This is a genomic window from Streptomyces sp. NPDC025806, from assembly GCF_055558275.1.
In genome coordinates, this window is record NZ_JBVHMU010000007.1 from 88597 (window position 1) to 101020 (window position 12424).

Annotated in this window: 17 protein-coding genes; 1 reads left to right on the forward strand and 16 read right to left on the reverse strand. The window is 69.6% G+C overall.

The window, feature by feature from the left end; all coding sequences use genetic code 11:
- Positions 1-14 precede the first annotated feature (14 nt).
- From ACZ4E1_RS17935 to ACZ4E1_RS17980, 10 genes are all read right to left on the reverse strand, one after another.
- Positions 15-257, reverse strand: coding sequence for a hypothetical protein (locus ACZ4E1_RS17935; RefSeq protein ID WP_467540156.1), 243 nt, complete (start codon positions 255-257; stop codon positions 15-17).
- Positions 258-359: 102 nt separating this feature from the next.
- Positions 360-1469, reverse strand: coding sequence for a hypothetical protein (locus tag ACZ4E1_RS17940; protein WP_467540158.1), 1110 nt, complete (start codon positions 1467-1469; stop codon positions 360-362).
- Positions 1470-1474: 5 nt separating this feature from the next.
- Entirely contained in the window at positions 1475-1870 is a 396-nt protein-coding gene (locus ACZ4E1_RS17945; RefSeq protein ID WP_467540160.1) for a hypothetical protein, read from the reverse strand.
- A 13-nt stretch (positions 1871-1883) separates the two neighbouring features.
- A complete protein-coding gene (locus tag ACZ4E1_RS17950) occupies positions 1884-2684 on the reverse strand; it encodes a hypothetical protein (RefSeq protein ID WP_467540162.1) in 801 nt (266 codons plus the stop codon).
- 3 nt (positions 2685-2687) lie between these two features.
- The gene (locus ACZ4E1_RS17955; protein ID WP_467540164.1) at positions 2688-3350 is read right to left on the reverse strand and encodes a nuclease-related domain-containing protein; all 663 of its coding nucleotides are present in this window, start codon (positions 3348-3350) and stop codon (positions 2688-2690) included.
- On the reverse strand, positions 3347-4471 hold the full coding sequence (locus ACZ4E1_RS17960; RefSeq protein ID WP_467540166.1) for a hypothetical protein: 1125 nt from the start codon (positions 4469-4471) through the stop codon (positions 3347-3349). The genes ACZ4E1_RS17955 and ACZ4E1_RS17960 overlap by 4 nt, the downstream gene beginning before the upstream one ends.
- Positions 4472-4563: 92 nt before the next feature.
- Positions 4564-5010 carry a hypothetical protein gene (locus ACZ4E1_RS17965; protein ID WP_467540168.1) on the reverse strand — a complete coding sequence of 149 codons (447 nt, stop codon included), beginning with the start codon at positions 5008-5010 and terminating at the stop codon, positions 4564-4566.
- 113 nt (positions 5011-5123) lie between these two features.
- On the reverse strand, positions 5124-5312 hold the full coding sequence (locus tag ACZ4E1_RS17970) for a hypothetical protein (RefSeq protein ID WP_467540171.1): 189 nt from the start codon (positions 5310-5312) through the stop codon (positions 5124-5126).
- Positions 5312-5470, reverse strand: a complete 159-nt coding sequence (locus ACZ4E1_RS17975) for a hypothetical protein (RefSeq protein ID WP_467540173.1) — start codon at positions 5468-5470, stop codon at positions 5312-5314. The genes ACZ4E1_RS17970 and ACZ4E1_RS17975 overlap by 1 nt, the downstream gene beginning before the upstream one ends.
- On the reverse strand, positions 5470-5874 hold the full coding sequence (locus tag ACZ4E1_RS17980) for a hypothetical protein (protein ID WP_467540175.1): 405 nt from the start codon (positions 5872-5874) through the stop codon (positions 5470-5472). The genes ACZ4E1_RS17975 and ACZ4E1_RS17980 overlap by 1 nt, the downstream gene beginning before the upstream one ends.
- Before the next feature lie 574 nt (positions 5875-6448).
- Between ACZ4E1_RS17980 and ACZ4E1_RS17985 the strand changes: the two genes are divergently transcribed.
- Entirely contained in the window at positions 6449-6700 is a 252-nt protein-coding gene (locus ACZ4E1_RS17985; RefSeq protein ID WP_467540177.1) for a hypothetical protein, read from the forward strand.
- Between the two features lie 281 nt (positions 6701-6981).
- On the opposite strand, the gene ACZ4E1_RS17990 is transcribed toward ACZ4E1_RS17985, so the two are convergent.
- The 6 genes from ACZ4E1_RS17990 to ACZ4E1_RS18015 all read right to left on the reverse strand — a co-directional run bounded on the left by ACZ4E1_RS17990 (position 6982) and on the right by ACZ4E1_RS18015 (position 12412).
- Positions 6982-7722, reverse strand: coding sequence for an ABC transporter ATP-binding protein (locus ACZ4E1_RS17990; RefSeq protein WP_467540179.1), 741 nt, complete (start codon positions 7720-7722; stop codon positions 6982-6984).
- A 351-nt stretch (positions 7723-8073) separates the two neighbouring features.
- Entirely contained in the window at positions 8074-8622 is a 549-nt protein-coding gene (locus ACZ4E1_RS17995) for a hypothetical protein (protein ID WP_467540181.1), read from the reverse strand.
- Complete coding sequence (locus ACZ4E1_RS18000) at positions 8619-9869, reverse strand: DUF7224 domain-containing protein (RefSeq protein ID WP_467540183.1); 1251 nt, start codon at positions 9867-9869, stop codon at positions 8619-8621. Before ACZ4E1_RS18000 ends, ACZ4E1_RS17995 begins: the two co-directional genes overlap by 4 nt.
- Complete coding sequence (locus ACZ4E1_RS18005; protein ID WP_467540185.1) at positions 9866-10612, reverse strand: ATP-binding cassette domain-containing protein; 747 nt, start codon at positions 10610-10612, stop codon at positions 9866-9868. Before ACZ4E1_RS18005 ends, ACZ4E1_RS18000 begins: the two co-directional genes overlap by 4 nt.
- A 63-nt stretch (positions 10613-10675) precedes the next feature.
- Positions 10676-11101, reverse strand: coding sequence for a hypothetical protein (locus ACZ4E1_RS18010; RefSeq protein ID WP_467540187.1), 426 nt, complete (start codon positions 11099-11101; stop codon positions 10676-10678).
- 750 nt (positions 11102-11851) lie between these two features.
- Positions 11852-12412 carry a hypothetical protein gene (locus ACZ4E1_RS18015; protein ID WP_467540189.1) on the reverse strand — a complete coding sequence of 187 codons (561 nt, stop codon included), beginning with the start codon at positions 12410-12412 and terminating at the stop codon, positions 11852-11854.
- Positions 12413-12424 lie beyond the last annotated feature (12 nt).

Genomic DNA, 12424 nt, shown 5'->3' on the forward strand with positions numbered 1-12424 from the left:
TATGGCGGGCGTCCTCAGAAGTGTTCGAGGACGAAGCTCAGGATGACGATGGCCACGAACACCGCGGCGACGGCCTGGACGCGGGGCACGTCGGCGAGGCCGCCGCCGGAGAGGGTGATGATCCGCTCGCCGTCCGGGATGTGGCCGCCGTGCGCGGTGTCGCGGTGGACGCGCCGCTCGCGGCGGAGGTCGGCGTCGGTCCGGCAGACGGGCGACGTCGTCGCGCACTGGTCGCAGCGGTACTTGAGGGCGGCCACGGCTCCTCCCTTCCTCACGGCGTTGCCTGCTCCCATGCTGGCGGACCTCCTCGGTGCGCGGTACGTGTTTCTCGGCGTTGGGCCTGAACAAGTTCGTTCGACTCAGGTGAGCCGGTTGTAGCGGTGGGTGTCGGCGGGGTTGCGGAGGATCGTGAGCCCGTCGCGTTCAATGCGCACTACACCGGACCCCACTCCGGGCCCCCTCTCGGGCGTTGTTGGCGTTGGCGTTGGCTCCTGACCTGCGGCAACAACGCTTTCCAGGGGCGCTTCAAGGGGAGGGGGCGGCGGCGGGAAGTCGGAGCGGTGCACGCCGGGCCCGTTCCCGGCTGCTGTCCGCACCCCCGCTCGCACCCGGATGTGGGCCCCGGCGAGGGCCTTCCGGACGGCCCTCGTATCGGCCATTCCGTGGTGCCCGCAGAGGGTAGTGAGGAGCACTCCGCGCCCCTCTCCGACGAGGGCGTGGAGGGACCCGGCGAGGGCCTCGATCGAGGGCTGTTCGGGGGCCTCTTCCGGAGGCTCGGCAGGGGCCTGCGGCGGGGCCTCGTCGACGTCGCCGGCAGGGGTCTCCTCGGCGGCCTGGTCGGGTGCCTCGTCAGTGGCCGGGCCGGGGGCCGCGGGGAGGCGGCTGGCCCAGCTGCCGTTCACGCGCCAGGACGCCGTCACGCAGGCGAGGAACAGTCCGCCGGCTGCGGCGAGCGGCACTGTGTCGGGCCAGGTCCCCCAGGCCCGGTAGGCGCAGTAGCCGCTGACGAACAGGGCGCCGAAGCGGGCGTACGGCGGCATGTTCTTCGGCTGCCACTCCCCTCCTGTCCAGCGGAAGATGACCCGGACGAGGATCAGTCCCCCGCGCGCGAGTTCCCGGAAGACGAAGAGGGGCCCGTAATGCCAAGGGGTGTCGTCCTTCGGCCGGGGTTGGGCCTTGCGGTCGCGGCGCCGTTCCTTGCAGGCCGCGCGGGTGCGGCGGGCGGCCCGCACCATCGCGTTGATGAGGCCGGCGGCCCAGGTGAGGGACACGTAGTCGGTCAGGTCGGGCATCGCGAACGCCCGCCGGACGACGACCTCCTTGTCCTCGTGGTCCAGGGCGTCGCCATCGTCGGCGGGCCCGGTCTCCGGCGGCACCGTGTCGGCGGCCGCGGTGTCGGGCGGCTGCGGGGTGCCGGTGTGGGGCTGGTCGTCGTCGGGCTCGGGTACGAGGTGCAGCGCGGTACTCATCCGGATCAGGACCAGTGCATGGCGACGATTTCGATGCGTTCGGCGACCCATGCGAAGGGGCCGCCCGCTCCCGCGCTGACGGTGAAGAACGCGATGCCGGTGAGGGCGACCTGACGCAGGGACAGTTTCCGGAAGCAGACCAGGACGAGGATGCACAGGGCGAAACCTGCGCTGGTCATCGTCGGGACGGTCTCTCCGACGAGGCCGAGGACGTCGTTGATGAGGTCGGCGAGCCAGGAGAACGGCGGCCCGGCGGCCTGGTAGGCGCAGCCGGCGACCATGGCGAGGAACAGCGTCCAGCCCCAGGAGAGGGTGCCGAGCCGGCCGCCCCCGGTGGTGCCGAAGATGAGCAGCAGCGTGAGCCCCAGGGCGACGCCGCCGATACCGAGGTGGATGTCCACAGGAGTGCTCCGGTCAGTTTCCGAGGGGGGAGCCGTACCAGAGGGCTCCGATGATGACGGTGGTGGTGAGGCCGCGGGCCGCCCAGGCGATCGGCGGGAACCAGCGGCGTGACCTGCGGTCGAAGAGCAGGATCACGACGCCGAGCGCGTACGTGCCGATGGCCTTGGCGCTGCCGGTGCCGTGGAGGGTGACGTACTCGGCTCCGGCGACCGCCTGGCCGAAGGCGCCGGCGTAGATACCGCCCGCGAGGCCGGTGACGTGATACACGAGCCACTTCGTGTGAGGCTCGATGCTCCCCCACCACGTGAACAGGTTGTGTCCGGGCTGTGGCAGGCCGGGCGGGCGGCCGAGGGCGGGGCGGGACCAGCTGCGGCGCCGGGACGGCGCGTGCGGTTCGGAGCCGTCGTGCTGTTCGTCTTCGTCGACCTGGTCGTGCTCGACGTGCGGCGGGTTCTGCTTGGGCTTGATGACGCGCCGCCAGGCCGGGCGCTTCGTCGCGGGCTCCGACTCGGGTTCTGGCTCCGCCTCGGGCTCGGGCTGCGGCTCGGGCTCAGGCTCGGGGCCGTCGGCGGACAGGCCCGGCTTCTTCTCGGCCCACCAGTCCGGCAGGCGGTCGTTGGCGGCGCGCCGCTCCGGCTCTGCTGCCGGGGCCTCGGGCTCGACCGGGGCCGGGGCGGCCGGCCGCGCGGTCCGGTGAACGCGCGGGAGCCGGATACGTCCCCGGGGCTTTGTCGTCTCCTCGGGCACCGGCGGCGGGAACGGCGGTGGCGGCGGGTAGGTGGCCGCGTCCGTGCCCTGGGGGCGGGTGTCCATCGGTCAGTTCCTTCCGTACGGCTTGAGGAGGCGGGCGGCGCGCCAGCCGATGAGCGGTCCGATGCCGTTGGGGCGGCGGGCCAGTCGGCGCAGGGTCGGGACGAGGTGGTCGGCGGGGACGATGTGGATGCCGTCGAGGAGCAGTTCGCCGCCTTCGACGGGCGGGCCGTCCATGGCGACGACCGGGATGACGGGGAGGCCGAGGACCTGCGAGACGATGCGCGCCTCGTGGTGGAGGCCGCGGAGGCGTTCGGTGACGTCGTGGGTGCCGTGGAGGAGGCGGCCGCCGACGAGGCGGATGCGGTACCGGCTGGGCCAGCGCTTGGTGTCGATGACGAAGACGACGCCGCACAGGGTCACCACGATGTGGTCGACGTTCGCGCGGCCGGTCGGCAGTCGCCGGTCGTGGAGGACGATCCACGCCCGCAGCCACAGCGGGCTGAGCCGTGCGGCGGTGCGCCGCTCGCCGTCGGCGCCGGCCTGCCACTGGGCGGCGGTCCGGCGGTTGGGGCTGTGCCGGCTGGTGACCGCTTCGGTGAGGCGGGCGAGCGGCCCGTGGAGCTGGCGGGCGCGGGCTGCGGCCGAGGCGCCTGCCCCTCCCCCGCGCACGCGGTGAAGGCCCCAGGCGCACAGGGCGATGACGGCGATGACGCTGCCTAAGCTCACGACACCCTCTTCTTCTTGGGCTTCTCGATGCGGCCTCGGGTGCGGCGGACGGTTTCGGTGAGCTTGTCGCTCTGGCCGTGGACCTCGGCGACCTTCGTGGTCAGGTCGGCGTCGCTGATCTTCGGTTCGGCGGCGAGGATCTTGCGGATCGTTCCGGCGATCGACGGCGCGTCGATGGGGCGGACGTTGCCGTCGCCCGCACCGGACGTGTCCGGGTTCGGTCCGGACGCGGGCGGCTCGGGCGGGGTGACGGGCGCGGACACGCGCGGGACGGCCGGGTGCTCAGGCGGGGTGACCGGCACGGGCGCGGGCGGGGCAGATGGCGGCTCGGGCGGTAGGGCGGGCTCCGGAGACGGCTCCGCCACCTCCTGCCCAGGCACCGGCACGGACACGTCCGGACGCTGACCGGACACGGCGGGCTCGCCCTTCACGGACTTCGTGAGCGCGTGCGCCGCCTGATACTCCGGGCCACCCACGGCCCGCTGGTACGCCTCGCCGCGGTGCAGCTTCCGCAGCCGGTCGCCGAGCAGGGCCCGGCCGGCCGCCGCCTGCTCCTGCCGCACCACCCACATTGCGACGCCCCGGTTCAGCGGCACTTGGTAGCGGCGCAGCAGCAGAGTCCAGAAGCCCTTGGCGAGGAGGTCGATGCACGCGCCGACCGCGCCGACCCACGGCAGGCCGTGAGTCCATCCGTTGAGGAACACCGCGCCCATGCCGATGACGAGCGCGATCCAGCCGCCGGCGCGGGCCGGGAGCGCACGATCGGGGTCGATCCGTCCGTCGATCCACTCCAGGGCCAGGCACCCCAGCCACGTCGCCGTGAAGACCAACCCGAGCGCGTAGCTGACGACCGGGTGGAGGAGTTCGGACAGCAGGCCGCCGATACTCGCCGACGTCCCCACGGACGCCACGACGGTGAGGAAGATGGCCAGCCCGATGACGCCGCGCAGGAGGATGGTCTCCCAGTCGGTCGGCGGGACCGGCTCGTCGACGACGTACTCCTCGTCGTGCGTCGACTCCACGCCGTCGATCACGGTCGTCACCGGCCGCGTCCGCTTCACGCGGCGGTACTTCACACCGGGCTCCCGGTGCTGCGGAGCGTCAGGAGTCTCGCGGGTCATGCTGTGCGCCCTTCGCGTGGGGTCGGCTTGGACAAAGGAGGGAGGCCGGGCCCGGTTTCAGAGAGGGGAGGGCCCGGCCTGGTCGGGGGCAGTCAGCCGCAGAGGATGCCGTCCAGGACTCGCCTGGTGTGCGCGGCGGGGTTCCTGTTGGGGCTGGCCTTGGCCACGACGGTCAGGCACTTGCCGTCGGTGCCGGTGAAGGCGATCGGCCCGGCGTACGAACGGAACAGGCCCTCGTCGGAGTTGGCCTTGCTCGTGCCGACGACCGTGGCCCACACGTGCAGGTAGCGGGTCGACGTCTTCTCGGACACCGTCTTGAGGCAGTTCGTGCCGCCGTGCGCGGGCGAGTAGAAGACCTCGACGTGCGCGGAGCCGCTGACCGTGTACGTGGCGACCCTCGCGCCGGGGCAGGAGCCGGTCGGCGGGGCCATCGGGTCGGCCGCGGCAGCGGGGGTGGGGACCAGCAGGGCGGCCGTGAGAGCGATGGCGGCCGGGCTGGCGAGGAGCGCCGTGTTGACGCTAGCGCGCTTGAAGTTCACAGAGTTCTCCCAGGAGTTCGTGAGGTAGCTCAGGGGCTGGCACCGTGCGCCAGCAGAGAAAGGGGCGGTGCGGGCCCCGGTCGGCGGGGCCTGCGGCCGCAGGTCAGCGAGGGCTAGTCGTCGTCGCGGCGGTCGAACGGGATACCGGCCGCGTCGCCGTCCCGGAACACGGCGGCCCGGTGGCCGGCGCGGCGGACCGCGGAGGCCTGCTCCTCGCGCTCCTGGTCGCGCCGACTCATGTCGGCGGCGAGCTGGCGGTCCGAGCCCGGCTTCAACGACTGGACGAAGGCGCGGATCCCCATCAGGACCGCCCCCTCGGAGTCCCGGCCGACTCGCTGCCGTGAGAACGGGCAGCGGCCGACTGGTTCCTCGCGTCGGCCTGGCGCTGCGCGCGCTCGGCCGAGGTCCCGTAGTCCTTCTTCGCCTCGGCCAGGATCCGGGTGACGGTCTCGTTCGGCATCAGCCCCGGACCTCCTTCGCGGCCCGGTCCGTGGCGGGCCGCTGCCCGGGCACGGGGACGCGCGGGATCACCGGCTTGTTGTCGTCGTCGGACCACTCGTGCGCGGCCGACGCCTTGCGGACGAGCAGCGCGAACTCGCCGCGCGTGATGCCCGGCGGAATCTCCGGCATGACGGCCATCGCCGCCTGCGCGAGCTTCGTGGCCTGGCCCGTCGAGCGGCGCTCGATGACGTCGTACGCCTCGGCGCTGGTGCAGAGCAGCACGGAGCCGGCGTCGATCGGTTCGGTCGGGTGGGTCTCGGTGAAGTGGTCGGCGACGGCGATCAACACGCGGCCGACCAGGACCTTCGGGTCTTCGGTCTCGCCCTGGGTCTTCCCAGAGACCTGATCAGTACAGTTGGGCACTGCGTCATCCCTGTCGGTAGCAGGTGTGGCGTGTCCCGAACCGTGTGCAACCACGGGACGGGCTGAGGCGGTGCCCGGTGTGCAACCACCGGGCACCGCCGCTTTCAGCAGCCCCGGCCTTGTGTGCAACCACGCGGCCGGGGCTTTCTGCTGATGTTTGAATACTACGCGCAACCTCGTTACATTTGTCAACGGGTTGCCGGAGAGGACGGTGCCGTGTCGGACGAGCACCCGGAGAGCGGAGGGGATCCCTTGCTGACGATCGCCGAGATCACGCAGCGCTTCCCCGTGAGCCGCCAAACGATCCATCGCCTACGAGCGCGCGGCCTCTTCCCCGCCCCGGAGCCGAGCCCTGGGAGCACCCGGCTGAAGTGGCGTGAGTCTCGCGTCGCGTCGTACTTCGCCGAGAACCCCCTCCGCCCAGGCACTCGCACAGACCTGCAACGGCAGCACGAGGAGCAGACAGGCAATGACGGCGATACGGGAGACGGGGGCCAGTCGCCCCGCCAAGGAGAGGCCTGACCGAGCAGCACGGGGGACCATCACACACCCGTCGAGCCCGGACGACGTAGCCGTGTACCGCCTCTACGACGAGGTCGGCGAACTCCTGTACGTCGGTATCAGCAAAGATCCCTGGCACCGCTGCGCCGACGAGCACCGGCACACCCATTGGTGGCGAGACGTCAGCTCCTTCGAATGGAGCTGGCACACGTCGCGCGCGGCCGCCCGCGACGTGGAGCGAGCCACCCTCTCTGCCGACCTCGCGAAGTACAACGTGCACAGCACGCCGCGACACGGCGAGAACCAACGCCGCCGGCGCGCATAGGGCCACCGCCCAGGGCGCACGAAGGCCCCCGTCACAGAGCGGGGGCCTTCGAGGAACGCGCGGGCTGAAGCGAACACCAGTCACCGACACCCGGAGAGTAGCAGAGCGTGCACGCCGCGTGACGGTGCGGTGGTGGTCGCGTGCGTGCGCGAGGTGTCGCCCGGTCGGGCGGCGGGTGTCGGTGTTCGGCGCGGCGGTTGGGTGAGCCGGCTACTTCTGCGGTTCCAGATCAGGGGAGCGGGAGTGGACATGCGTGGGCGCGTGGCAGGTGCGCGAGGAGATCACTGGACGAAGTCGGTCAGGTTGGTGAGGTTCGCATACGCAGTCTCAGCTCGGCGTGCCTCGGGGGCGTTCGGTGCGCAAGCAAGGAACTCGGCAGTCGGGCCGTCGAAGGTGATGTTGCCTTGTGTGAGGACGCACACGTGGTCCGTCTCTTCCGCGAGGTCGGACACGCTATCGGTGGACATGAGGACGCGCACATCCGTGGCCAGGCCCCGGATGAGGTCTCGGAAGTCGCGACGCTGGGTGGGGTCCATGCCTGTGGTGGGCTCGTCAAGGAAGAGGGTGTCGGCGCCGTGGACGAGTGCGGAGGCGAGGCCCACGCGGCGGAGCTGCCCTCTGGAGAGCTTCTTCGTCTTGGTGTCGGAGTGCTCGCGCATCTGCACATGTTCGAGAGCCCGGGCGGATGCCTCCCACGCCGCGGCCCGGGGCATGCCGTTGCGCCGGCCGTTGTAGGCCACCTGTTCGCGTGCTGTGAGACCGGCCTTTGGCGTAATGGTCTGCGACATCCATGCGACTCGCGCGCGAAACTCCTTGGCCTCTGAACCGATGCAGCCATAACTCACGGACCCGCTGTCCGGGCGATTCACCCCTGAGGCCAGCTTCAGGAGTGTGGACTTTCCTGCGCCTTCAGGTCCGAGGAGAACAGTGAAGCCATCGGGTACCCGGTAGCTGAGGTGCGAGATGACGTTCTTGCTGCGGCGTCCGTAGGCGTAGGAGACATCTACGAGCTGAACTGTCATGAAGAGAACCGCCTTTCAGGCGTAGTTGCGTGTACAGGCCTGAACGGCAAGGGCACCTGCAAAGGCGAAGAGCTCGGTACGCGGCGGGCACGCACCCCACTGGGCGCAGGGTGACGGCCCGGGGCCCACGGGTTGGGTCTCCCGAGGAGATCACGATGATTACCCAGCCCACGACGTAGGGGCTCGGCACTGGGGGATGCAGCGATCGACTCTCGCCTTCGGTGGGCCGTTGCCTCTGGCACCGACTCCGACCAGTACATGGTCTGCACGGAGTCGGCGGCTGGGCAGGACACGCGACACAGGCGCTGGTGAAACCGGCCCGCATTGCCATCGGAGCGAAGGTTACGGCTTTCAGGACGCTTTGACAGAGCGGATGCCTGTGACTGCCATCAGTACCGCTGTCAGGGACCACGCGGGGATACTGTTCGCCGGGTACAGGACCACGGCCCACCAGGCGTGGCTTCCTCCGGGGCCGCGTCCCGCAGCGATGCTGGCGATCATCAGCATCATGCCCGTGGCGATTCCTGATGCACTGTTGCCCACCTGGGAGATCAGGAGACCGATGCAGGTCAGCAGCAGGACGTTGCGGGCGTTGTCGAAGCCGGTCACGAAGCCGGCTGCCAGACACAGGCCAAATGCGGATGCTACGAATGCCGCATCGATCGCGGCGAGGGGCACTGCGGCGGTCCGCTCAATGTGATCGGCCCGTCGACTGAGGCAGTACAGGGTCGTGGAAGACACCAGCAGGGGGGTGAAGTAGGCCAAGGGCGCAACGCCGCTGCCGTTGAGTGCTGGAAGCTCGATGCTGCTCGTTCCTGACAGCTGACACACAACTGCCATCAAGACGATGGCCCCGGCTGCAGCCCACCACTTCCGCACTGCTGTCACATAGAGTCTCACCGCGCCCCCTGTGCTGTGCAGGCGTGGTCGAGGACCTGCTGCGTGAACCAGGCGGACTGCTGCTTCGCCGGCTTTTCGAGGACAGGGCCTACCAGTCCCCACAGCTGCGGATCGGTTACCTGGCGCACCTCATCCTTGTCTCCTGCAACGGCAGTGGCCCATACGAGTTCCGGAGCGGACGGGCCGCCGCAGGACTGCTTCCCGTGCTGGGCCGCGGTTCCCTCGACAGCCGATACGGCCATGACATCGGCGGCCGTGTGGTAGGCAGGCTGCTGCTGAGCGGCAGGCAGTGCCCAGTGCAGTCGCCACACGCCCGGTGCGAGCTTCACTGACGGAGACAGGATTTCCATACGCTTGGGCTGCGTGACGCCGGCGGCGACCAGAGCGTTGAGCGGACCGCGAGTGCTGCGGCGGATCTGCGGAATGTAGGAGCGGTACTCCGGTGGAACACAGATCTGCGGAGCGGTGCCAGAACACGTGGACTCAACGGCGCGGACGGTTGACGGGTTGCTGAAGCCCCATCCGCTGACTGCGACGTAGCCCCCGAGGAGCGCTACCGCGGTGGCACCTGCACCGGCGGAAAGGAAGATCCGACGGGAACCAGTACGGGTGAGTAGCCACGCCACACCTATCAGGCAGCCTGTGAAGATCCATGGCACGAAGTAGATTTCGGGCCGGTGGACATCAGTGATGGTGGATGTTCCGTCGATGAACCCGCCGAGGTGCCTCAGCCATGCGTTCGACATGGCATGCGGCATGGTCAGCCAGGCCCAGCACGCTGCTGCTGCGGCCGGTGCGGCAATGCTCTTAGGGAGACGCGCACCGAGGTACCAGCCGATCACCGCCCACTCGGCAGAGACGATGATCACGTGTACCAGTGCAGTCCACCCCGCACCGGAGGGAAATACCCCTGTGTTGATCCGCGCCATGACGACGGCGAACAGGAGAAGCACAGCCCCCAGCGCGGCGATGGGAGCGCCACCGAACAGCAGCAGCGACCACCGTGACCGGGCGGCAGTGATCAGCATGGAGCGTATGGGCCGCAAGCGACCCGAATCCCATGCGGCACACGCGGCAAGAGCCGGGGCGATCGTGGCCAGTGCAGAGATTACGCTCTCACCCGACTCGATTCCGTAATGCGACGGAACGGTGAAAATCATGCTCTCCATGTACAAGTACACGAAAAGGACTGCCGGCAGGATGATCCATGGAGCCGCCGAACGCAGCATCTGACGCCAGATGATCACCGCGATCCCCCTTCGAGGACAGCGGTGTAGGCGTCTTCAGCGGCGCGCTCAGGGTGACCCTGGTTACCCGAACGGGCAAGGAACGAAGGGACAGGTCCCTCGAACAGGACGCTGCCCCCGTTGAGCACGACGACGTCACTGAAGGCTTCACTGATGTCAGCGATGTCATGCGTGGAGACGATCACCTGCACGTCGTTCCGCAGTGACGTGATGAGCTGGAGGAAAGATCTCCGCTGTTTGGGATCGAGCCCCACCGTAGGTTCATCAAGGAGCAGGACCTTTGCCCGGTGAACGAGCGCCTGAGCGATCGCGACACGCTGCTGCTGCCCGCCGGACAGCTCGGTGACCTTCCGGTCCACTTGCTTGCCAAGGCCTACACGTTCCAACGCCTCACCGGACGCGCTCGACGCGTCGCGGTGTGCCATGCCCTTGAGCCACCCCGCGTAGGTGACGTGCTGACGGCACGTCATCCCAGAGAGAAACGCCGGCTTCTGCGGAAGCCAGGCAACTGAAGCGCGGTAGGCCGCAGACTGCTTGCGGTTCCACGGGCTCAGGCCGTCGAATGTCACGCGCCCCGACCGTGGGCGCAGTGCGCTCGCCCCCAGCGACAGCAGCGTGCTCTTGCCGGCTCCATTAGGGCCGAGGAGGACGGTGGCTCCGGAGGTGAAAGCCAGATTCAGGCTCTGGATGACGTCATCACCGCCCCGGTAGCCGAAGGTGCACTCACGGAAGGTGAGAGTCATTGAGGGGCCTTTCTGTGCCCCGGGCCCGCCGCACGGTGTGCGGCGGGCCCGGCGGACTGTCGATCAGTAGTAGACGGTCAGCGACGACACCGACGTCGGGGCGTAGTTGTTGGACCCGTAGTTGACGACGAAGTAGTAGTTGCCACTGCCGTGGTCGTCCCAGTTGCCGGTGGACGTGGCGCCGGAGTACTCGAAGCACTTGGTGAAGTTCGCGTTGGTGTACTTCGGGTCAGGCCCGACGGTGTCCTTGCGCAGTATCACACCCACGGCCTGCGTCCCACTACTCTTGCAAGTGGTGAACTTGATCGTCGTGGAGCCGCCGGTGTCGGTCCAGCGGCGCGACTCGAAGTCGTTGTACACGTTACTGAGGGAGCTGGACCAGGAGGACGCCTGAGCCGGCGCCGCGAGAGCACCAATGGATGCCGCTACCGCCGCCGTGCCGATGATCAGGGCGCGCTTGCCTGCGCGGGTCATCGTCGAGCCGTTCATCGATAAGCCTTCCTGTAAGACAGGTTGAGGTTGACCGCCAGATCAAATCCCGGCGATCACGCCCCGGGTATGGCGGAGGCCACACTTCCGCCTCAGAAGTTCCTCAAGTTTGAGCTTCTGGTGGATGCCGTGTGACCGCGGGGTGGGTTCCATGTCGCTCGCGAAGGCGGTATAGGCCACTAGTCCCGAAATACTCCGGTCGTGATTACCCATCAGGGCGATTCCTCTGGCTCAGCGTCAGCCCAACAGATGCGGTTGCCATCTAGCAGCGGGTCGTCGAGGAGACGAGAGCGGGAAGCTGAGCGCGTGCCGACGGAAGACGCGGTCGGCACCGGTCCGCTATCAGACGGCCATGACGGCTGCGGCGACGGCAATCCACCCCTTGTGGAGCGCCTGGTCGATGAGCGGCCGGCGGCGGGGTCGCGGGTGAGCCACTTGGCCTTTCCGGCGCGGTGGGCGGCTCGGACGATGGCGGGTGCACCGTCGCTGGTGTCGTCCCAGTGGGTGGCGCACCGGTCGATCGCGTAAGGCATGAAGGCAGAGACGGCGAGGCCGGCCAGCGCACGTCGGCCGCTGAGCTGAAGACGCAGCTCCTGGTTCGCGGCGGCGAGGCGATGGCCTCGGGCCGTGTCCGGGCAGCGTCCGCCCTGGTCGGAGGCAGCCCGCAGTCGGGTGCCTCTCCGGCGGTGAGCAATGCCCGGACGGCGCCGCCCCGGGCGGGCGGCGTGTCCGGATGGCTGTCCGGGCCGGTTACTCGGTGGCCACCGTGGTGTTCGCGGCCGGGCCCGACTCGGAGTCTCCAGGCTCGCTCAGGATGATCGGCACGGCCGACGTCAGGTTCGGGTCGGCCATCCCGGCGTCGTTCGGCGGGGCGTGGAGCGGACCGCCGGCGTGGGGCAGCCGCGTCGGGTGGTCGAGGCGGACCAGGAGGTGAAGCATCTCCGCGAGCCGGTCGGCCATGTACCGGGCGCACTCCGGGGACAGGTCGAGCGCCCACCCGGCGTGGCACTGCTGGAGCGCGTACGCGATCTCCTGAGGGGTCGCCGGCCGGACGCCGGGTGCCGGGTTCAGGGCCTCGTCCCACTGGTAGTCGCAGCGCTGGCACTGCCGTTCCAGGCGTTCCGGGAGCGGCCCGCGGACATCGGTGCTGCCGTTGTAGTCCCACAGGCCGCGCGGGCACGCCGGCCGATAGCGGGTGAACGCTTCCGGGTGGGCGCACTTCGCGCAGACGCTCTCGTCTCCGGTGAACGGCGGCAGGGTCTCGGTGCGCTCGACGACGGCCGCGGTGACGAGGTGGTCGGTGTGGGGCATGTCTGGCGTCCT

Excerpts from the sequence above, each read along its gene's own strand:
- ACZ4E1_RS17970 (WP_467540171.1), bottom strand. The coding sequence starts at position 5,312 with ATGGGGATCCGCGCCTTCGTCCAGTCGTTGAAGCCGGGCTCGGACCGC.
- ACZ4E1_RS17940 (WP_467540158.1), bottom strand. The coding sequence starts at position 1,469 with ATGAGTACCGCGCTGCACCTCGTACCCGAGCCCGACGACGACCAGCCC.
- ACZ4E1_RS18005 (WP_467540185.1), bottom strand. The coding sequence starts at position 10,612 with ATGACTCTCACCTTCCGTGAGTGCACCTTCGGCTACCGGGGCGGTGAT.
- ACZ4E1_RS18010 (WP_467540187.1), bottom strand. The coding sequence starts at position 11,101 with ATGAACGGCTCGACGATGACCCGCGCAGGCAAGCGCGCCCTGATCATC.
- ACZ4E1_RS18015 (WP_467540189.1), bottom strand. The coding sequence starts at position 12,412 with ATGCCCCACACCGACCACCTCGTCACCGCGGCCGTCGTCGAGCGCACC.
- ACZ4E1_RS17990 (WP_467540179.1), bottom strand. The coding sequence starts at position 7,722 with ATGACAGTTCAGCTCGTAGATGTCTCCTACGCCTACGGACGCCGCAGC.
- ACZ4E1_RS17975 (WP_467540173.1), bottom strand. The coding sequence starts at position 5,470 with ATGCCGAACGAGACCGTCACCCGGATCCTGGCCGAGGCGAAGAAGGAC.
- ACZ4E1_RS17950 (WP_467540162.1), bottom strand. The coding sequence starts at position 2,684 with ATGGACACCCGCCCCCAGGGCACGGACGCGGCCACCTACCCGCCGCCA.
- ACZ4E1_RS17960 (WP_467540166.1), bottom strand. The coding sequence starts at position 4,471 with ATGACCCGCGAGACTCCTGACGCTCCGCAGCACCGGGAGCCCGGTGTG.